17 protein-coding genes are annotated in these 19,084 nt (G+C 64.5%); 14 read left to right on the top strand and 3 right to left on the bottom strand.

What is annotated here, in order from left to right; translation table 11 throughout:
* Position 1: 1 nt before the first annotated feature.
* From dnaN to N5E02_RS11740, 14 genes are all read left to right on the top strand, one after another.
* The gene (dnaN, locus tag N5E02_RS11805) at positions 2–1,102 is read left to right on the top strand and encodes a DNA polymerase III subunit beta (RefSeq protein WP_005411731.1); all 1,101 of its coding nucleotides are present in this window, start codon (positions 2–4) and stop codon (positions 1,100–1,102) included.
* 988 nt (positions 1,103–2,090) lie between these two features.
* Positions 2,091–3,185, top strand: a complete 1,095-nt coding sequence (recF, locus tag N5E02_RS11800; protein WP_279946286.1) for a DNA replication/repair protein RecF — start codon at positions 2,091–2,093, stop codon at positions 3,183–3,185.
* 112 nt (positions 3,186–3,297) lie between these two features.
* Positions 3,298–5,757 (top strand): DNA topoisomerase (ATP-hydrolyzing) subunit B, encoded by a 2,460-nt coding sequence (gene gyrB, locus N5E02_RS11795; RefSeq protein ID WP_005421206.1) that lies wholly within the window; start codon positions 3,298–3,300, stop codon positions 5,755–5,757.
* Positions 5,758–5,824: 67 nt separating this feature from the next.
* Positions 5,825–6,670 carry a CPBP family intramembrane glutamic endopeptidase gene (locus N5E02_RS11790; RefSeq protein ID WP_032954741.1) on the top strand — a complete coding sequence of 282 codons (846 nt, stop codon included), beginning with the start codon at positions 5,825–5,827 and terminating at the stop codon, positions 6,668–6,670.
* 71 nt (positions 6,671–6,741) lie between these two features.
* A complete protein-coding gene (locus N5E02_RS11785) occupies positions 6,742–7,548 on the top strand; it encodes a M48 family metallopeptidase (RefSeq protein WP_005421202.1) in 807 nt (268 codons plus the stop codon).
* Positions 7,549–7,680: 132 nt separating this feature from the next.
* On the top strand, positions 7,681–8,874 hold the full coding sequence (locus N5E02_RS11780; RefSeq protein ID WP_005421200.1) for a tetratricopeptide repeat protein: 1,194 nt from the start codon (positions 7,681–7,683) through the stop codon (positions 8,872–8,874).
* 254 nt (positions 8,875–9,128) lie between these two features.
* Complete coding sequence (locus N5E02_RS11775; protein ID WP_171956535.1) at positions 9,129–9,686, top strand: energy transducer TonB; 558 nt, start codon at positions 9,129–9,131, stop codon at positions 9,684–9,686.
* 94 nt (positions 9,687–9,780) lie between these two features.
* A complete protein-coding gene (gene exbB, locus N5E02_RS11770; protein ID WP_005411738.1) occupies positions 9,781–10,542 on the top strand; it encodes a TonB-system energizer ExbB in 762 nt (253 codons plus the stop codon).
* 61 nt (positions 10,543–10,603) lie between these two features.
* Complete coding sequence (locus tag N5E02_RS11765; protein WP_005421196.1) at positions 10,604–11,029, top strand: biopolymer transporter ExbD; 426 nt, start codon at positions 10,604–10,606, stop codon at positions 11,027–11,029.
* Positions 11,030–11,032: 3 nt separating this feature from the next.
* Positions 11,033–11,446 carry a biopolymer transporter ExbD gene (locus tag N5E02_RS11760; RefSeq protein ID WP_005411740.1) on the top strand — a complete coding sequence of 138 codons (414 nt, stop codon included), beginning with the start codon at positions 11,033–11,035 and terminating at the stop codon, positions 11,444–11,446.
* Between the two features lie 162 nt (positions 11,447–11,608).
* Positions 11,609–13,069 carry a cardiolipin synthase gene (cls, locus tag N5E02_RS11755; protein WP_065179064.1) on the top strand — a complete coding sequence of 487 codons (1,461 nt, stop codon included), beginning with the start codon at positions 11,609–11,611 and terminating at the stop codon, positions 13,067–13,069.
* Between the two features lie 40 nt (positions 13,070–13,109).
* Positions 13,110–13,379: a hypothetical protein gene (locus N5E02_RS11750; RefSeq protein ID WP_049438866.1), complete on the top strand. Its 270-nt coding sequence runs from the start codon at positions 13,110–13,112 to the stop codon at positions 13,377–13,379.
* Positions 13,380–13,388: 9 nt separating this feature from the next.
* On the top strand, positions 13,389–14,132 hold the full coding sequence (locus N5E02_RS11745; RefSeq protein ID WP_005421190.1) for a pyridoxine 5'-phosphate synthase: 744 nt from the start codon (positions 13,389–13,391) through the stop codon (positions 14,130–14,132).
* Between the two features lie 142 nt (positions 14,133–14,274).
* Entirely contained in the window at positions 14,275–15,366 is a 1,092-nt protein-coding gene (locus N5E02_RS11740) for a PA0069 family radical SAM protein (protein WP_005421187.1), read from the top strand.
* A gap of 55 nt (positions 15,367–15,421) precedes the next feature.
* Here the strand turns inward: N5E02_RS11740 and N5E02_RS11735 are convergent, their stop codons facing one another.
* From N5E02_RS11735 to N5E02_RS11725, 3 genes are all read right to left on the bottom strand, one after another.
* A complete protein-coding gene (locus N5E02_RS11735; RefSeq protein ID WP_032957940.1) occupies positions 15,422–16,129 on the bottom strand; it encodes a 2OG-Fe(II) oxygenase in 708 nt (235 codons plus the stop codon).
* 108 nt (positions 16,130–16,237) lie between these two features.
* Complete coding sequence (locus N5E02_RS11730) at positions 16,238–17,254, bottom strand: class 1 fructose-bisphosphatase (RefSeq protein WP_279946285.1); 1,017 nt, start codon at positions 17,252–17,254, stop codon at positions 16,238–16,240.
* A gap of 345 nt (positions 17,255–17,599) precedes the next feature.
* Positions 17,600–18,802: an amino acid aminotransferase gene (locus N5E02_RS11725; protein ID WP_053496721.1), complete on the bottom strand. Its 1,203-nt coding sequence runs from the start codon at positions 18,800–18,802 to the stop codon at positions 17,600–17,602.
* Positions 18,803–19,084: the final 282 nt, after the last annotated feature.

The following is a 19,084-nucleotide window of genomic DNA, read 5'->3' as shown; positions in this document are numbered from 1 at the left end:
CATGCGTTTCACACTGCAGCGCGAAGCCTTTCTCAAGCCGTTGGCACAGGTCGTCAACGTGGTCGAACGCCGCCAGACCCTTCCGGTTCTGGCCAATTTCCTGGTCCAGGTGCAGAACGGCCAGCTGTCGCTGACCGGTACCGACCTGGAAGTGGAGATGGTGTCGCGGATCGCGGTTGAAGATGCCCAGGACGGCGAAACCACCATTCCCGCCCGCAAGCTGTTCGAGATCATCCGCGCCCTGCCCGATGGCAGCCGGATCACCGTCTCGCAGACCGGAGACAAGATCACCGTGCAGGCCGGTCGTAGCCGCTTCACCCTGGCAACCCTGCCCTCCAATGACTTCCCGTCGGTTGACGAAGTGGAAGCCACTGAGCGCGTGGCCATCGGCGAAGCGACCCTGAAGGAGCTCATCGAGCGCACCGCGTTCGCGATGGCGCAGCAGGACGTGCGCTATTACCTCAATGGCCTGCTGTTCGATCTGCGCGGTGACGCCCTGCGTACCGTTGCCACCGACGGCCACCGTCTGGCGCTGTGTGAAACCGACCTGGCCAAGCCGAGCGGTTCCAAGCGCCAGATCATCGTGCCGCGCAAGGGCGTGACCGAGCTGCAGCGCCTGCTGGAAAGTGGTGATCGCGAGATCGAGCTGGAAGTCGGCCGCAGCCACGTCCGCGTCAAGCGCGACGATGTCACCTTCACCTCCAAGCTGATCGACGGCCGCTTCCCGGATTACGAAGCGGTGATTCCTATCGGTGCCGACCGTGAAGTGAAGGTTGATCGTGAAGCGCTGCGCGCCTCGCTGCAGCGCGCTGCGATCCTGTCCAACGAGAAGTACCGCGGCATCCGCGTGGAAGTATCGCCGGGCAACCTGAAGATCAGCGCGCACAACCCGGAGCAGGAGGAAGCCCAGGAAGAAATCGAAGCCGATACCACGGTCAGCGATCTGGCCATCGGCTTCAACGTGAACTACCTGCTGGATGCCCTCTCCGCCCTGCGCGATGAGGAAGTCATCATCCAGCTGCGCGACTCCAACTCCTCGGCGCTGGTGCGTGAGTCCAGCAGCGAGAAGTCGCGCCACGTGGTCATGCCGCTGCGTCTCTGACATCAGCCCGGTTCCACGTGGAACATAACGACGCCCGGGAAGCTCCCGGGCGTTTTTTTTTACGTTCCACGTGGATCATCGGGCTGAACCCTTTCCAGCACGGATTTCGAACGGACACCATCTTCCTTGATGGACCCGGTTCCGTGCGCTTTGCTTCCCAGGCCGAACTGGCGACGGGACTTTGAGTCGATGCCAGGGACTACCTCCGAATCATGTTTGATCGGGGCCGGCATCTGGGGTCTCAACGCAGTTGCTATGGACCTGGCTGGTCGGATGCCGAAGCGCATCCACGCTGCGGCGACCGTGCTCGCTGTTCCTGAAATCCTCTCTGTCCACAGGACCCATTCGGGACAGATCGGGCCAAGCCTAGCTTCTAAATCTGGGTATAAATCTAAAGCATGGTGGTGATGGTAGAGCCAGATTTCGTGGAAAAATGTGTTATCTGCATGATTTAAAAGGAATTTATGAGGGTGAAACCCCCTGTATAGAGGCGTCTCAGGCTGGGGGGGAACCTGTGGATAGTTTCCAGACCCAGGCAAAAGGGCTTTTTTATCCACAGATTGCCCATACCTTGTGTATAAGTCATACAGCCCCGCTGTGGACAGCGTGAAACGAATGGTCCGGATTCTTTGAAATCTGTGGAACCTCGCAGGGCATCGGATCTCAGATTTGGAGGAAACCGGGCGCCCGCCCGCTCACCCGGCCGGGCAAGCGCTCATCAAACACCTGCGGCCGTGGTCTTGAAATCGTTGAAATCTGGCGGGCCACGCCCCGTGACCCTGTGCAGAATTGAAGGGATTTCAGCTGCGTCCGGAGCTGGAAACGGGCATGCCGGTGAACCGGCGCCACGTGGAACCCGCGATCAGTTGGTGCGCGGGAGCTTCTGCTCCGCATCGATGCGGGTGCAGCGCGTCCGGCTTGACCGATGCAGTAAGCTGATGGATTCCCTTCCCCTCTACCGCCTCGAGCGGATGGTCGTTCGCGCCCCATGCTTATCCGCCGCCTCGCCTTGCACCAACTGCGTCGCTTCAGTGCGGTGGATCTCTTGCCCCAGCCGGGGCTGAACCTGCTCACTGGCGACAACGGTGCCGGCAAGACAAGCGTGCTGGAGGCCCTGCATCTGATGGCCTACGGTCGGAGCTTCCGCGGCAGGGTTCGCGATGGACTGGTGCGCCAGGGCCAGGAGGCGCTGGAGATCTTCGTGGAATGGGACGAACAGCGTGCCGACCACGCGCCGCATCGCCGAAAGGCCGGCCTGCGCCACAGTGGGCAGGACTGGAAGGGACGATTGGACGGTGAAGATGTGGCTCAGCTCGGCAACCTCTGCGCAGCGCTGGCGGTAGTGACGTTTGAGCCCGGCAGCCATGCGCTGGTCAGCGGCGGTGGCGAGCCCCGCCGTCGCTTTCTGGATTGGGGTTTGTTCCACGTGGAACCTGATTTCCTGTCCTTGTGGCGGCGCTATTCAAGGGCGCTGAAGCAGCGCAATGCCCTGCTCAAGCAGGGCGGCCCGTCGCGGATGCTGGACACCTGGGATCACGAGTTGGCTGAGGCCGGAGAGCCCCTTACCAGCCGGCGTCAGCACTACCTCGAGCGGCTGCAGCAGCGTGCCGTGGCGCTGGCTGCCAGTTTGGCGCCGCAACTCGGCATCCAGGCCCTGGAACTCAGTCCGGGCTGGCGTCGGCATGAGCTTCCCCTGGCAGATGCTCTGCTTCTGGCCCGGGATCGTGACCGCCAGGCCGGGTACACCTCGGTTGGGCCGCACCGGGCGGACTGGAGCGTGGATTTCCACAGCATTCCTGGTCGCGGTGCATTGTCACGCGGTCAGGCCAAGCTGACCGCATTGGCGTGCCTGCTGGCGCAGGCCGAGGACTATGCAGAACAGCGCGGCGAATGGCCGGTGATCGCACTGGACGATCTGGCCTCCGAACTGGATCGGACCCACCAGGCGCGGGTATTGGAGCGCCTGCTCACCGGCCCGGCGCAGATCTTCGTCACCGCTACTGAGCCTCCGGCGGCCCTGCAGGAATTGACCCAGATCGCCCGGTTCCACGTGGAACATGCACAGATCGTGGCTGTGCCATAGTGGGCACATCAGGGCCACTCGACCCCGGCTGGTATAATTCGGGTTGGAATCCTTTCATTCTCGGCACATCGCCCCAAGCGGTGCCCGACCTGCGGAGCCTACGGCAAGCGCAATGAGCGACGAACAGAACACCCCGGCAAACAACGGCAATTACGACGCCAACAGCATTACCGCCCTGGAAGGCCTGGAGGCTGTCCGCAAGCGACCCGGCATGTACATCGGTGACGTGCATGACGGCACCGGTCTGCACCACATGGTGTTCGAGGTTGTCGACAACTCGATTGACGAAGCGCTGGCCGGCCACGCCGACCATGTCGCGGTGACGATCCACGCTGACGGCTCGGTCTCGGTGTCCGACAACGGCCGCGGCATTCCGACCGGCAAGCACGAGCAGATGAGCGCCAAGCTCGGTCGCGAGGTCTCCGCCGCCGAGGTGGTGATGACCGTCCTGCATGCAGGCGGCAAGTTCGACGACAACAGCTACAAGGTTTCCGGCGGCCTGCACGGCGTCGGCGTCAGCGTGGTCAACGCGCTGTCGCAGAAGCTGCTGGTGGACGTGTTCCAGAACGGCTCCCACTACCAGCAGGAATTCAGCAACGGCGCAGCCGTGACCCCGCTCGCCAAGCTGGAAGCCACCACCAAGCGTGGCACCACCGTGCGCTTCTGGCCGTCCACCGTCGCCTTCCACGACAACGTGGAATTCCACTACGACATCCTGGCCCGCCGTCTGCGCGAGTTGTCGTTCCTGAACTCCGGCGTCAAGATCGTCCTTGCCGACGAGCGTGGCGACGGCCGTCGCGATGACTTCCACTACGAAGGCGGCATCCGCAGCTTCGTGGAGCATCTGGCCCAGCTGAAGACCCCGCTGCACCCGAATGTCATCTCCGTCACCGGCGAGCACAACGGCATCGTCGTGGAGGTGGCGCTGCAGTGGACCGACTCCTACCAGGAGACGATGTACTGCTTCACCAACAACATCCCGCAGAAGGACGGCGGTACCCACCTCGCCGGTTTCCGCGGTGCGTTGACCCGCGTGCTCAACAACTACATCGAGCAGAACGGCATCGCCAAGCAGGCCAAGATCAACCTGACCGGCGACGACATGCGCGAAGGCATGATCGCGGTGCTGTCGGTGAAGGTGCCGGATCCCAGCTTCTCCAGCCAGACCAAGGAGAAGCTGGTCAGCTCCGACGTGCGTCCGGCGGTGGAAAACGCCTTCGGTGCGCGCCTGGAAGAGTTCCTGCAGGAAAACCCGAACGAAGCCAAGGCGATTGCCGGCAAGATCGTCGACGCCGCGCGTGCACGTGAAGCCGCCCGCAAGGCCCGCGACCTGACCCGCCGCAAGGGCGCGCTGGACATCGCCGGCCTGCCGGGCAAGCTGGCCGACTGCCAGGAAAAGGATCCGGCGCTGTCCGAACTGTTCATCGTCGAGGGTGACTCGGCAGGTGGCTCGGCCAAGCAGGGCCGCAACCGAAAGAACCAGGCGGTGCTGCCGCTGCGCGGCAAGATCCTCAACGTGGAACGCGCGCGCTTCGACCGCATGCTGTCCTCCGACCAGGTCGGTACGCTGATCACCGCGCTGGGCACCGGCATCGGCCGCGACGAGTACAACCCGGACAAGCTGCGTTACCACAAGATCATCATCATGACCGACGCCGACGTCGACGGCGCCCACATCCGCACCCTGCTGCTGACGTTCTTCTACCGTCAGATGCCGGAGCTGATCGAGCGCGGTTACGTCTACATCGGCTTGCCGCCGCTGTACAAGATCAAGCAGGGCAAGCAGGAGCTGTACCTGAAGGATGATCCGGCGCTGGACAGCTACCTGGCCAGCAGTGCGGTGGAAAACGCCGCGCTGGTGCCGGCCACCGGCGAACCGGGCATCGAAGGCCTGGCACTGGAGAAGCTGCTGCTGGCGTACGCCGCCGCGCTCGATTCCATCGAACGCAACGCGCACCGCTATGACCGCAACCTGCTCGAAGCGCTGGTCGATTTCGTGCCGATGGACATGGACAGCCTGCGCAATGCGGGCGAAGGCGAAGGCCTGGATGCGCTGGCCAAGCGCCTCAACCAGGGCAGCCTGGGCAGCCCGCGTTTCAGCCTGGAACTGCAGGACGCCAACGAGGAACGCCCCGCCGCTGTGCTGGTGACCCGTCGCCACATGGGCGAGGAGCACATCCAGGTGCTGCCGATGTCGGCGTTCGAGAGTGGCGAACTGCGTGCGATCCACCAGGCCTCCAAGCTGCTGCACGGCCTGGTGCGCGAAGGTGCAACGATTTCCCGCGGCGCCAAGTCGATCGAAGTCGACAGCTTCGCGAAGGCGCAGAACTGGCTGCTCGAGGAGGCCAAGCGCGGCCGCCAGATCCAGCGATTCAAGGGTCTGGGTGAAATGAATCCGGAGCAGTTGTGGGATACCACGGTGAACCCGGAGACCCGTCGCCTGCTGCAGGTGCGCATCGAGGATGCGGTCGCTGCCGACCAGATCTTCAGCACCCTGATGGGCGATGTCGTCGAGCCGCGTCGCGACTTCATCGAAGACAATGCGCTGAAAGTCGCCAACCTGGATATCTGACACAATCGGGACCTGGCCGGTGCGCGGGGAGCTGCACCGGCCTTCGTCCCTTGAACACAGGTACCTGATGTCCGCATCCACCCCGGTCTCCGCCGCCCCGCCCCCGGTTCCGCCGGTGTCTACCCCACCGCGCGCCGTGGCACCGTTGGCAGGCTTCTTCATCGACCTGGGCATCGCCGCCGTTACCCTGGTCGGCCTGAGCATGGTCTCCGGCCTGTTCTGGGGCTTCTACCGTGCAATCGTGGTCAGCCGCGCCAACGCCGAGGCCAATGGCGGACTGACACCTGACGCTGTCGGCGCGGCAGTGGGCCAGCCCGGTGCCCTGGCGCAGATCCTGATGGCCCTGATCGCCACCGGTGGCGCCGCGCTGCTGCTGTACTTCTGGCGACGCCCGGCAAGCGCCGGCGAACGCATGGCGTCGCGACAGGCGTTGCTGCGGCCGTCCACCTGGGGCTGGACCCTGCTGGTGGCCACGCTGATCGTGCTCGGCAGCAACGGCATCGCCTTCCTTTCCAAGCAGTTCGGCATCGAGCCGGTGCCCACCAACGTGGAACTGATGCAGAGCGCGATCGCTCGCTTCCCGCTGTTCCTGGTGCTGTTTGCGGTCGTCCTCGCCCCCGCCTACGAAGAGCTGCTGTTTCGCCGCGTCCTGTTCGGGCGCCTGTGGCAAGCCGGCCGCCCCTGGCTGGGCCTGATCCTCAGCAGCCTGGCGTTCGCCCTGGTCCATGAAGTGCCCGGTGTCAGCAAGAACTCGCTGCTCGGCATGGCGCAGCTGTGGCTGGTGTACGGTGGCATGGGCGCCGCCTTCTGCTGGCTGTACCGCCGCACCGGCACCCTGTGGGCGGCGATTGCCGCGCATGCGCTGAACAACGCGGTTGCGCTCGCCGCGATGGTGTTCCTGGGGTCAACGTAACGCCGTGCCCGCTTGACGAAAGATTAAGCAGGTACGCTACACACTGCGCACATGAACACGGGGGCGGACCCATGAAACAACTGCTGCTGGCTCTAGTCATCACCACCTTGGTCAGTGCCTGTGCAACCACCACCTCGCCAACCGGACGACGGCAGATGGTGGGCGGTGTGTCGCAGGCACAGCTTGACCAGCTCGGTGCGCAGGCGTTTGCCGAGACCAAGCAGAAAGAGAAGATCAGCACCGATGGCCGCCAGAACGGCTACGTGCAGTGCGTGGTCAATGCGCTGGTCGCACAGCTGCCGCCTCAGTACCGTGGGGTACGGTGGGAGACTGCCGTATTCGTCGACAAGGAACCCAACGCCTTTGCCCTGCCCGGCGGCAAAGTGGGCGTGAACACCGGCATCTTCACCGTCGCCAGGAACCAGGACCAGTTGGCTGCCGTGATCGGTCATGAGATCGGCCACGTGATCGCGCGTCACCACGAGGAACGCATTACCCGGCAGATGGGCGCGCAGACCGGCCTGGCCGTGCTGGGCGCGCTGGCCGGTGCCGCCTATGGCGATGGTGCCGCCAATACGGTCAATCAGCTGGGCGGCATGGGCGCGCAGGCGGCCTTCCTGTTGCCCGGCTCGCGGACCCAGGAAAGCGAGGCGGACGTGATCGGCCAGCGGCTGATGGCGCAGGCCGGATTCAACCCGGCCCAGGCCGTGGATCTGTGGCAGAACATGATGGCCGCCAGCGGCGGTCGAAGCCCGCAATGGCTGTCCACCCACCCCGATCCGGCCAACCGGATCCAGGAGCTGCGACGCGACGCGCCGGGCCTGGCGCCGGTCTATCAGCAGGCCCAGGCGGCCGGGCTGCGGCCAAAGTGCGGATGAGTGCGCAGTTCTATGCTGTATTGCAGCACATAAAACGATTTCTCACGCCATCTGTTTCTGATACGTTTGGCGGCTCAGATTTTTCTGACAGTCCGACTTTGCCGCTATCCGGCGGTTCGATCGAGGTGAACGATGATTTTCCGTAACCACAAAGCTGTGCTTTCCGTCCTCGTCGCGACCGCCCTGACCGGCGCCGTGGTCACCGATGCCTTCGCGCAGTCCTCGCGTTCCTCCGACCGTGGCAGCCGCGGCGGCAGCAGCAAGCAGGCCAAGGCCGAACCGCTGTACCCGAATGCGACCCGCCAGGAGCCGACCGCCAAGGCCTCGGCCAAGATGGGCAGCAAGCTGCAGAAAATGATCGACAGCTACAACAAGGAAAAGTTCCCGGAGACGCGCACGCAGGCTGACGCGATCCTGGCTGACAGCGCCTCCAACGAGTACGACAAGTCGCTGGCCGCGCAGCTGGCCTCGCAGGCCGCCTACCAGACCGACGACACCCCGGCCGCCATCGCCTACCTGAAGCAGGTCATCCAGTTCAACGGCCTGGACAACAACGGCCACTTCCAGTCGATGCTGATGCTGGGCCAGCTGCAGCTGCAGGAAGACCAGACTGCCGAAGGCCTGGCCACCCTGGACAAGTACTTCGCCGAGAGCAAGTCGACCAAGCCGGAAGAGCTGATTGCCAAGGGCCAGGCGCTGTACCAGCTGGAGCGCTACCAGGAAGCGATCCCGGTGCTGAAGCAGGCCATCGCGGGCGCTGCCGAGCCGAAGGACAACTGGAACCAGCTGCTGATGGCGGCCCTTTCCGAAGCCGGCCAGACCGGTGAGGCCGTGCAGGCCGCAGAAGCGCTGGCGGCCAAGAACCCGTCGGACAAGAAGGCCCAGCTGAATCTGGCCAACATGTACATGCAGGCTGACCAGATGCCGAAGGCCGCCGCGGTGATGGACAAGCTGCGCAGCAGCGGCCAGCTCACCGAAGAGCGCGAGTACAAGCAGCTGTACTCGATCTATGCCAACACCGAGAACAAGGAAAAGGACGTCATCGCGGTCATCAACGAAGGGTTGCAGAAGGGCATCCTGAAGCCGGATTACCAGGTCTACCTGGCGCTGGCCCAGTCCTACTACTACTCCGACCAGGTGCCGCAGGCGATCGATGCGTGGCAGAAGGCCGCCCCGCTCTCCAAGGACGGTGAGACCTACCTGAACCTGGCACGCGTTCTGCATGCCGAAGGTCGCGTCCCCGAGGCCAAGCAGGCCGCCCAGCAGGCGCTGGCGAAGGGCGTGAAGAACCAGGCTGATGCCAAAAAAATCATCAACCTGAAGTAAGTAGGAATAACGCCTGAATGCCTGCTCAGTTGATGCGCAGGCGCTCAGGATTGGTATAAGCTTGGAGGTTCCTGCGGTGTCATGCACCGCTGATCAGGGATCCCGCCCCCGGGATTCCGGCCCCACTATTGAGCTCTTGGCGCATGACGGAACAACTAGTCGTTCACCGGTACGAACAACCCGATGACAAGGGGCTGAGCTGGCCTCGCATCGTCGGCATCGCGTTTGTAATTGCCCTGCATCTGGCCGCCTTCATGATGCTCCTGATTCCCGCCGTGGCTCCCAAGGCCGTCGCGGAGAAGGAGCGCAACGTCATGGTGACCATCGTCGACGCGCCGCCGCCGCCCCCACCGCCGCCGCCGCCGCCGCCGCCGCAGGATACTCCGCCACCGCCGGTGAAGAATCTGTCGCCGCCGAAGCCGTCGCCCGTACCGCCGCCGCCGCAGGCGCCGGTTGTCGACGTGCCGGAGCCGCGCCCGAACGATATCGTCACCCCGCCGTCGCCTCCGGCGCCGCCGGCACCGCCGACCTCGATCGAGGCCAGCGTGGACATCTCGTCGAAGGCCATGAATCCGCCGCGCTACCCGCCGGCAGCCTTCCGCGCAGGTATCCAGGGCGAAGTGATCCTGATCATTGATGTCGATGCCAGCGGCAACGTCACCAATGTCACGGTGGAAAAGTCCAGCCGTAACCGCGACCTGGACCGTGCTGCGATGGAAGCGGCTCGCAAGTGGCGCTTCAACGCCGCTGAAGCAGGCGGTAAGAAGACGGCAGGTCGCGTTCGCGTCCCGGTCAACTTTGCGCTGAACTGATGCGCCCGGGTGTCCGCCTGGCCACCCCCGCTCCCGGTTCGATTGTTTAGCTTAGCTACACCCTTTATCACCACACACAACAAAGGTAAGCGTCATGCTGCAGGAAATTTTCATCGCCGCTGCTGCCGGGGGCAATCCGTCCAACGCCCTGTCGCAGATGGGCTTCGAGCACCTGATCCACGAAATGACCACCAAGCCGGGTGATTTCGCGGTTTCCTGGGTCGTGCTGCTGACCCTGATCGCCATGTCGGCCATGTCCTGGTACTGGACCGTCATCAACATCTTCCGTGCCACCCGCCTGAAGAGCGCCGCTGATCGCGTCGTCAGCCTGTTCTGGGACACCCCGAACGCGCAGGACGCCATCCGTGCGATGGAAGAGCAGCCGGCTTCGGAGCCGTTCTCGAAGATCGCCCTGGACGCTGCCCAGGCAGCCGCCCACCACCAGCGCGCTGAAGGCGGTGCTACCGGCGGCGTCGGTGAGAACCTGAGCCGTTCGGAGTTCGTCGACCGCGCCCTGCGTCAGGCCGTCACCCGCGAAAGCAACAAGCTGCAGTCGGGCATGACCCTGCTGGCTACCGTCGGCGCGACCGCTCCGTTCGTCGGTCTGCTGGGTACCGTGTGGGGCATCTACGGCGCGCTGATCAAGATCGGTGCCACCGGCTCCGCTTCGATCGACGCCGTTGCCGGCCCGGTGGGTGAAGCGCTGATCATGACCGCGATCGGTCTGTTCGTCGCAATCCCGGCCGTGTTCGCCTTCAACTTCTTCAGCAAGATCAACAGCGCGACCATCAGCAAGTTCGATACCTTCGCGCACGACCTGCACGACTTCTTCGCCACCGGTTCGCGCGTCCGCTGATTGCGGCGCGCGTCACCCAGCGACAAAGTAAGTAGTCACTAAGATCTAGACGGAGCCCGTTATGGCTTTCAGTAGTGGTAACAGCGGCGGCCCCATGGCCGACATCAACGTTACGCCCCTCGTGGACGTGATGCTGGTGCTGCTGATCATCTTCATCATCACGGCGCCCCTGATGTCCCACAAGGTCAAGGTGGATCTGCCGGAAGCCAACCTGATCCAGAAGCCGGAAGATGCTGAAAAGCGTCCCAACCCGATCACGCTGGCAGTCAAGGAAGACGGCTCGATCTACTGGAACGACGAAGAAATCAACAAGCAGACTCTCGAGTCCCGCTTGGCGACCGCCGCACAGCAGACCCCGCAGCCGCCGCTGAACCTGCGTGGTGACCGCACCACCAAGATGCGCGTCATCAACGACCTGACCAAGGTCGCGCAGGAACAGGGCATGCTGGACGTCGGCTTCGTTGCGACCAAAGAAAAGGGGCAATAAGCCATGGCATTCAGTAGTGGTGGTGGCAAGGGCCCCATGGCAGACATCAACGTCACGCCCCTCGTGGACGTGATGCTGGTTCTGCTGATCATCTTCATCGTGACCGCGCCGATCATGACGTACCCGATCGCCGTGGACCTGCCGCAGCGTGTGCTCAACCCACCGCCGCAGCTGGTCGAACCGCCGCCGCCGATCGAACTGAAGATCGACGCCAGCAACCAGGTCTCGTGGAACAACAGCCCGATCAATACCAGCGAGCTGCAGCAGCGGATGGAGCAGGAGGTCCAGCGTGACCCGACCAACCAGCCGGAACTGCGCATCGACGCCAGCCCGGATTCCGAGTACGACGTGATGGCCAAGGTTCTGGCCGCCGCGAAGAATGCTCAGATGAAGAAGATCGGTTTTGTGCAGCAGTAAACGCGACACCGCAACACAACAGTCATGACGCGACTGCAGACGCCCCTGGAGACAGGGGCGTTTTTTTGTCCTCGTCCTGGCACATGGGATGGGGTCAGAACGCCTTTCCTTCGGAAAAGGGATCTGACCCCATCCGGCAGCATGCGCCGCTATGATCGGCGCATGCTTGCCCTCTTCGATTCCCTGCGCCATTGGCTCGACGGTATCGCCCACCTCGGCACGATCCTGGCGGTGGCTTACCTGCTGTACCTGTTCGCGCTGGCGGGCTGGATCATGCTGCAGAAGCGCGAGCCGGTGGCCACGCTGAGCTGGATCCTTTCGTTGGCACTGCTCCCCTATCTGGGGCTCTTCATCTACTACCTGCTGGGCCCGCAGAAGGTGAAGCGGCAACGGCTGCGTCGTGGCCGTGCACGCTCGGGCATGGAGCACTACAGCGATGTCTGCCCGCCCGATTCGGACTGCACCGAACTGGCCAAGGTTGCCCAGGCAACGACCGGACTGGCCCCAAGCAGTGCCACCGAAGTGACCTGGCTGGTGGACGGTGCGGCGACCTACGCGGCCTTGCTGGAAGCCGTTGCACAGGCGCACGATCACATCCATCTGGAGTACTACATCTTCAATCCGGATCACGCAGGCACCGCCCTGCGCGATGCCCTGGTCGAGCGCGCACGTGCCGGTGTGCAGGTGCGCCTGCTGCTGGATGCGGTGGGCTCATCCGCCCTGCCCCGCCGTTTCCTGCAGCCCCTGCTCGACGCCGGCGGTGAAGCGATCTGGTTCCACCCACGGCAGCTGCTGAAACCGTTCAAGCGCCCGTGGCTGAACCTGCGCACGCACCGCAAGCTGGTGATTGTCGATGGCCGCCTGGCCTTCACTGGCGGCATCAACATCACCGACGAGGAAGACGAAAGCCGCAGGCCCGACGCCTATCGCGACCTGCACATGCGCATCCGCGGTCATGTGGTGCGCAGTCTGCAGCTGGTGTTCGCCGAGGACTGGCTCTACGCCAGTGGCCAGGAACCCTCGCGGATGGATATCGCCCGCTTGTGGCCGGCCGATATGCCGCTGCGCGGGGATGGCGCGATCAACGCGCAGGTATTGGTGTCCGGCCCGGATTCGGGCTGGGAGACGATCCACCGGCTGCACGTCGCTGCCATCCAGGAAGCGCACGAACGGGTGTGGCTGGTGACGCCCTATTTCGTGCCGGGTGAAGCGGCGCGGATGGCGCTGACTTCGGCCGCGCTGGGCGGCCTGGACGTGCGCCTGCTGGTACCGAAAATGAGCGATTCGTGGTTCGTCACCCAGGCCGCGCGCTCGTACTTCGATGAGCTGTTGCATGCCGGCGTGAAGATCTACGAGTACGGCCCGCGCATGCTGCACACCAAGGCGTTCATCGCCGACGACGACGTCTGCATTGTCGGCAGTGCCAACTTCGACCACCGCAGCTTCCGCCTGAACTTCGAGCTGTCGATGATGATCAGCGACCGGGACCGCGTGGCGGCCCTGGCCGAGCTGCTGCAGGGTGAATTCGATTGCGCCACCCGGGTGCATGACCAGGCCGGGCGCTCGCTGTGGCTGCACCGCCTGCCCGAGGCCTTCGCCCGGCTGGCCTCGCCGCTGCTGTGATGCAGCGCTACACTGCGGCGATCATCCGGGGAGCCCGACTATGTACTGGTTGTACCTGCTGCTGGCGCTGGGCTGCTTTGCCTTCGCGCTGAAGACCCCGAGCGCGGGGTTGATGACCCTGTGCCTGCTGGCGGCGCTCGCCTTCCTGCTGGCCTGGGTACGCGGTCGTTACGTGGCCCGTTTCGGCGACCTGCAGCGCGACCCGGCCACCCTGATCGATGCCGAGGAACTGCGCCGCCTGCGCGAGCAGGCCCAGGCGCGCCGCAACGATGACGCCAACGACAACGATCCGTCCCCTCTTTCCAAGTAGTTCCGTTCCATGACCCAGCTCAGCGTCAACGTCAACAAGATCGCCGTCCTGCGCAATTCGCGCGGCGGTGCCGAACCGGACGTGGTGCGCGCCGCCCAGGCCTGCCTGGATGCCGGCGCGCATGGCATCACCGTGCATCCGCGGCCGGACCGCCGCCACATCACCGCTGAGGACGTGCTGGCCCTGTCCACGTTGACCCGCGCGCGTGGCGTGGAATTCAACATCGAGGGCAATCCATTTGCGCCGCCGCGCGAGGGGTACCCGGGGCTGCTGCCGCTGTGCGAACAGACCCGTCCGGCGCAGGCCACCCTGGTGCCCGACGGCGATGGCCAGATCACCTCCGACCACGGTTTCGACTTCGAACGCGACGCCGAGCGCTTGCGCCCGTTGATTGCCCAACTGAAGGCGATGGGCTGCCGGGTCAGCCTGTTCGTGGATGCGGGCAACCCGTCGCTGGAGCAGGCTGCCGAGGTCGGTGCCGACCGCATCGAGCTGTACACCGGCCCCTACGCAGAGGCGCATGCGGCGGGCGACGCTGCGGCAATGCTCGAACTGTTCGCCACTGCGGCGCGGCGGGCGCAGGCGGTGGGCCTGGGCGTCAACGCCGGGCACGACCTGTCGCAGGACAACCTGCGCGATTTCCTGGGCCACGTGCCGGACGTGCTGGAGGTGTCGATTGGCCACGCGCTGATCGGCGAGGCACTGTATGACGGGCTGGATGCCACCGTGCGCGGGTACTTGGCGCTGCTTTGATGCATTGCAGCCGAGCGTAGGCTCGGCTCTACAAGGTATCCGTATCCACTGTAGAGCCGAGCCCACGCTCGGCTCAGACTTGCCCTGAACCCTTCAGACAGCCGTCGCAGCCATTGAGACGGTGGCGACGTACCCTGCCGCAATGGGTATTGCGATCAAGGGCCGAGGTTCCACGTCCCACCTTGCTGGGCGCTTCGAAAGCACCGTCAGCGAGGCGGTGGACGACGGCTGGGCGGTCGATGAGAGCGAGGAGTTCCTCGCGCCGCGCCTGCGCACCGAGGTGCGCGCCGAGACCGCGCGCAGCATCATCACCCGCAACACTTCGCCAGACGTCGGCTTCAGCCAGTCGGTGAATCCGTATCGCGGTTGTGAGCATGGGTGTTCCTACTGCTTCGCGCGCCCTTCCCATGCCTATCTGAACCTGTCACCTGGCCTGGACTTCGAGACCAAGCTGTTCGCCAAGACCAATGCGCCTCAGCTGCTGCGCAAGGAACTGTCGAAACCCGGTTACGTGCCGCAGCCGATCGCGCTGGGCATCAACACCGATGCATATCAGCCGATCGAGCGCAAGTTCAAGCTGACCCGCCAGCTGATCGAAGTGATGCTGGAAACCAGGCATCCGTTCTCGCTGATCACCAAGAACGCACTGGTCGAGCGCGACATTGATCTGCTCGCGCCGCTGGCGGCGGAGAACCTGGTCAGTGTGCATTTCTCGGTGACCTCGCTGGACCCGCATCTCTCCGCGAAGCTGGAACCGCGCGCATCAGCACCCCATGCACGATTGCGCGCGATGAAGCGCCTGCATGACGCGGGTATCCCGGTGGGCGTGATGGTGGCACCGGTGATTCCGTGGATCAACGACAGCGAACTTGAAGCGGTGCTGGAGGCTGCGCACGATGCAGGCGCCAGTACCGCAGGCTACGTGCTGCTGCGCCTGCCGCTGGAAGTGGCGCCACTGTTCCGCGACTGGCTCGATACCCATCATCCCGATCGCGCCGCGCACGTGATGAGTACCATCCAGCAGCTGCGTGGTGGCAAGGACTACGACAGCCAGTTCGGCACCCGCATGCGCGGCCAGGGCGTGTATGCCGATCTGTTGAACAACCGCTTCAAGCTGGCGCGCAAGCGGTTGGGATTCAATGCGCAGAACAGCCATTGGCCGAAGCTGGATTGCAGCCGGTTCCAGAAGCCGTTGCCGCCGAAGAAGGATTCGCCGCAAGGGTCGTTGTTCTGAGGCCATCAGTCGAGCATGGCTCGACTGTACATCAAGGCCGACGAGCAGTTCGGCGTCACCCCCCAAACAACTTCTGCGCACTCTGGAACAGGATCCAGCTGGTGGCGATGAACTTGTCGCCACCCTGTGGCCGATTGCCGCGATGGGTGTGGGTGAACGCCGTCGGCGCAATCAGCAAACTGCCGGTGCGCGGCGCGATCTTCCGCCCCTGGAACAGGAACTCGGTTTCGCCCTCGTCGAAGTCGTCATTGAGGTACAGCGTCCACAGTACATGCCGGTGCAGGGTCTCGGCCTGCGCATCCTTCGGGTACAGCTCGCAGTGCCAGTACGGGTAGCCACCCTCGCCCGCGGCGTACCACTGCAGGTTGATCGCACCCGGACGAAGGCAGGTGCGGGCCAGGTCGGCCAGCTGCTGTTGCGGCATGTCGGGAAAGTCCTCGGCAGACAGGCGTCGCGGTTGGCCATTGCTGTCCTGGATCTGCAACATCAGCGGCGCGATCAATGCCTGTGGATAACGGCGTAGATAAGTCAGCAGGCCGTTGAACACCGCGATCTGCAGCTGCTGGTCGACGTCCTGCCAACCGTCCAGGCCACTGATGCGCAGATCCTTGCTGTGCTTGAGTTCGGGGAACACGCCACTGCCCACCGCACCGGGCAGCAGGCCACGCGTGGCACGCATGCGCTCGACGATGGCCGCGCAGACCTCACTGGGGACGGCGTTGTGGATGACTTCGATGAAATCGACCGGGCCCTGCTCGTGCATGCGTGCATTCCTTCGGCGGCAACGGCTTGATGGTGCCGTTTGCCGCCCGCGGTGTCACCCTGCGGTCATGTCATCGAACTGCCATGACCGCCGTCAGGCGTCGAGCCGTCAGCCCTGCGCTTCGTCGTGCGCGTGGTGGTAACGCACCGCTTCGGCCACTTCCTCGCGCGAACCCAGGAACACCGGCACGCGCTGGTGCAGCTGGTCGGGCTGGATGTCGAGGATGCGCTCGCGGCCGGTCCAGGCGGCGCCGCCGGCCTGTTCGACCAGCAGGCCCATCGGACTGGCTTCGTACATCAGGCGCAGCTTGCCGGCCTTGGACGGATCCTTCTTGTCCCACGGGTAGATGAAGATGCCGCCGCGGGTCAGGATGCGATGCACGTCGGCCACCATGCTGGCGATCCAGCGCATGTTGAAGTTCTTGCCGCGCGAGCCTTCCTTGCCGGCCAGCAGATCACTGACGTAGGCCTGCATCGGCGCTTCCCAGTGACGCTGGTTGGACATGTTGATGGCGAATTCCTGGGTGGCCGCCGGAATCTGCATGTTCTCGGTGGTCAGCACGAACTCGCCCTTCTCGCGGTCCAGGGTGAAGGCGTGGGTGCCATGGCCGACGGTCAGCACCAGCTGGGTGCTGGGCCCGTAGATGCAGTAGCCAGCGCCGATCTGCTTGCTGCCCGGCTGCAGGAAGGCGTCATCGCCCGGCAGCTCGACGTTGGTCGGGCAACGCAGCACGGAGAAGATGGTGCCGACGGAGACGTTGACGTCGATGTTGGAGCTGCCGTCGAGGGGATCGAACAGCAGCAGGAAATCACCGCGCGGGTAGATGTCCGGCACCGGCTGGCTGTGGTCCATTTCCTCCGAGGCGCAGGCGGCAAGGTGGCCACCCCAGGCATTGGCTTCGAGCAGGATCTCGTTGCTGATCACGTCCAGCTTCTTCTGTGCTTCACCCTGCACGTTGCCGGTACCGGCGTCGCCGAGCACGCCACCGAGGGCGCCCTTGCTGACGGCGATGGAAATGCTGGTGCAGGCGCGGGCGACCACGGCGATCAGCTGGCGCAGGTCGGCATTGATGCGGCCGGCGTGCTGTTCCTGGATCAGGAAGCGGGTCAACGAAGTACGGGACATGGTCGGGCAGGTCTCGGCAGCGGGAAAACGCCTATTGTCGCCCGTCTGGCGGGGGCGTGCGTGAGCGCGGGAAGGCGTAATCGTTTCCAGATGCGTTGCGCTCGTGGCGCCTTCCTTCATGGAGGCACAGGGCGAGGTACACCGTGGTCAGGACACGCCGTAAACCCATCCATGGGGGCTCGGTCGGCGCATCCATGCGCCTCACGGTCCTGGCCACGGTGTACCTCGCCCTGCGCTTCAGGGTTCGCCGCGAGCGCGGAGGGTGTGGCAAAGGCAGAGGCAAAGCAGAAGCAAAAACAAAGGCGCCTTTCGGCGCCTTTGTTGTCAAACCACTGGTGCGTTGCTTCAGCCCTTGGCGACGGTGGCCACGGCCTTGGCGACGTATTCCAGGTTGTTCTGGTTCAGCGCGGCCACGCAGATGCGGCCGGTGCCGACGGCGTAGATGCCGAACTCGTCGCGCAGGCGTTCGACCTGCTCACGGCTCAGGCCCGAGTAGGAGAACATGCCGGCCTGTTCGTTGATGAAGCCGAACTGCGGCGCACCGGCAGCGGCCAGCTTTTCGACCAGGCCCTGGCGCAGGGCGTGGATGCGCTCGCGCATCTCGGTCAGCTCCTGCTCCCACATCGCGCGCAGTTCCGGGTTGGTCAGCACGCCGGCCACCAGCGCGGCACCGTGGGTGGACGGGCTGGAGTAGATGGTGCGGATCACACGCTTGACCTGCGACTGCACGGCCTTGGCGTCAGCAGCGGTCGGCGCCACCATCGACAACGCACCCACGCGCTCGCCATACAGCGAGAACGACTTGGAGTACGAGTTGGCGACGATGAAGCTGTCGATGCCGGCTTCGGCGATGATGCGCACGGCGGCGCCATCCTGCTCGATGCCCTTGTCGAAGCCCTGGTAGGCCATGTCGATGAAGGGGAACAGCTGCTTGTCCTTCAGCAGTTGCGCGACCTGCTTCCACTGGCTGACCGTGAGGTCGGCACCGGTGGGGTTGTGGCAGCAGGCGTGCAGCAGCACTACGGTGCCGGCTTCCAGCTTGCCGAGGTCGGCCAGCATGCCGTTGAAGTCGACGCCATGGCTGGCCGGATCGAAATAGGTGTAATCCAGCACCTCGAAACCGGCCGCGCTGAACACCGCACGGTGGTTCTCCCAGCTCGGGTTGCTCAGCGCCACGGTGGCGTGCGGCAGCAGCTTCTTCAGCACGTCGGCGCCGACGCGCAGCGCACCGCTGCCACCGACGGTCTGTGCGGTGGTGACGCGGCCGGCGGCCAGCAGCGGCGAGTCTTTGCCGAACACCAGCTCTCGCGTGGCCTGCGTGTATGCCGGCAGGCCATCGATCGGCAGGTAGCCGCGCGGTTTGGCGTCAGCGGCAAGCTGCTGCTCGATCTGCTTGACGGCGCGCAGCAGCGGGATGCGGCCGCTCTCGTCGTAGTAGATGCCCACACCCAGGTTGACCTTGGTCGGGCGGCTGTCGGCGTTGTACGCCTCGGTCAGGCCCAGGATCGGGTCGCCTGGGACCAGTTCCACGTTTGCAAAGAAGGACACGGCGGTACTCGTTCGGTAGACGGAAAGGGGGAGGAAGTGCGCTACGCGGTCTGCGGCCTTGCAGCCGGAAACAGCCCATCGTAACAAAGCCTGCCGGGGCTGGCCGCCGCCGTCGTCATCCGTAGCCCCGTACCATGACGTGCGTTGCCGCCTGATCCATCAACCTGAATCATGAATCCCGCCGCACGTCGCCATTGCCTGCCGTTGTCCATCCTCCTGCTGTCGCCCTGGGCGGCCGTGGCCGGGCCCGCACCGACCGCCCTGCCCAGCGTGCAGGTGCAG

Origin of the sequence: Stenotrophomonas sp. GD03777 (assembly GCF_029842485.1) — a bacterium.
Classification (GTDB): Bacteria; Pseudomonadota; Gammaproteobacteria; order Xanthomonadales; family Xanthomonadaceae; genus Stenotrophomonas; species Stenotrophomonas sepilia.
The sequence above is the reverse complement of the archived record's forward strand: the minus strand, read 5'-3'. Positions and strand labels throughout refer to the sequence as shown.

Coding starts and splice junctions, on each gene's coding strand:
- N5E02_RS11785 (WP_005421202.1), top strand. CDS start 6,742: ATGAAACAACTGCTGCTGGCTCTAGTCATCACCACCTTGGTCAGTGCC.
- N5E02_RS11760 (WP_005411740.1), top strand. CDS start 11,033: ATGGCATTCAGTAGTGGTGGTGGCAAGGGCCCCATGGCAGACATCAAC.
- recF (WP_279946286.1), top strand. CDS start 2,091: ATGCTTATCCGCCGCCTCGCCTTGCACCAACTGCGTCGCTTCAGTGCG.
- N5E02_RS11735 (WP_032957940.1), bottom strand. CDS start 16,129: ATGCACGAGCAGGGCCCGGTCGATTTCATCGAAGTCATCCACAACGCC.
- gyrB (WP_005421206.1), top strand. CDS start 3,298: ATGAGCGACGAACAGAACACCCCGGCAAACAACGGCAATTACGACGCC.
- N5E02_RS11745 (WP_005421190.1), top strand. CDS start 13,389: ATGACCCAGCTCAGCGTCAACGTCAACAAGATCGCCGTCCTGCGCAAT.
- N5E02_RS11750 (WP_049438866.1), top strand. CDS start 13,110: ATGTACTGGTTGTACCTGCTGCTGGCGCTGGGCTGCTTTGCCTTCGCG.
- dnaN (WP_005411731.1), top strand. CDS start 2: ATGCGTTTCACACTGCAGCGCGAAGCCTTTCTCAAGCCGTTGGCACAG.
- N5E02_RS11790 (WP_032954741.1), top strand. CDS start 5,825: ATGTCCGCATCCACCCCGGTCTCCGCCGCCCCGCCCCCGGTTCCGCCG.
- N5E02_RS11730 (WP_279946285.1), bottom strand. CDS start 17,254: ATGTCCCGTACTTCGTTGACCCGCTTCCTGATCCAGGAACAGCACGCC.
- N5E02_RS11775 (WP_171956535.1), top strand. CDS start 9,129: ATGATGCTCCTGATTCCCGCCGTGGCTCCCAAGGCCGTCGCGGAGAAG.
- cls (WP_065179064.1), top strand. CDS start 11,609: ATGCTTGCCCTCTTCGATTCCCTGCGCCATTGGCTCGACGGTATCGCC.
- N5E02_RS11765 (WP_005421196.1), top strand. CDS start 10,604: ATGGCTTTCAGTAGTGGTAACAGCGGCGGCCCCATGGCCGACATCAAC.
- exbB (WP_005411738.1), top strand. CDS start 9,781: ATGCTGCAGGAAATTTTCATCGCCGCTGCTGCCGGGGGCAATCCGTCC.
- N5E02_RS11780 (WP_005421200.1), top strand. CDS start 7,681: ATGATTTTCCGTAACCACAAAGCTGTGCTTTCCGTCCTCGTCGCGACC.
- N5E02_RS11740 (WP_005421187.1), top strand. CDS start 14,275: ATGGGTATTGCGATCAAGGGCCGAGGTTCCACGTCCCACCTTGCTGGG.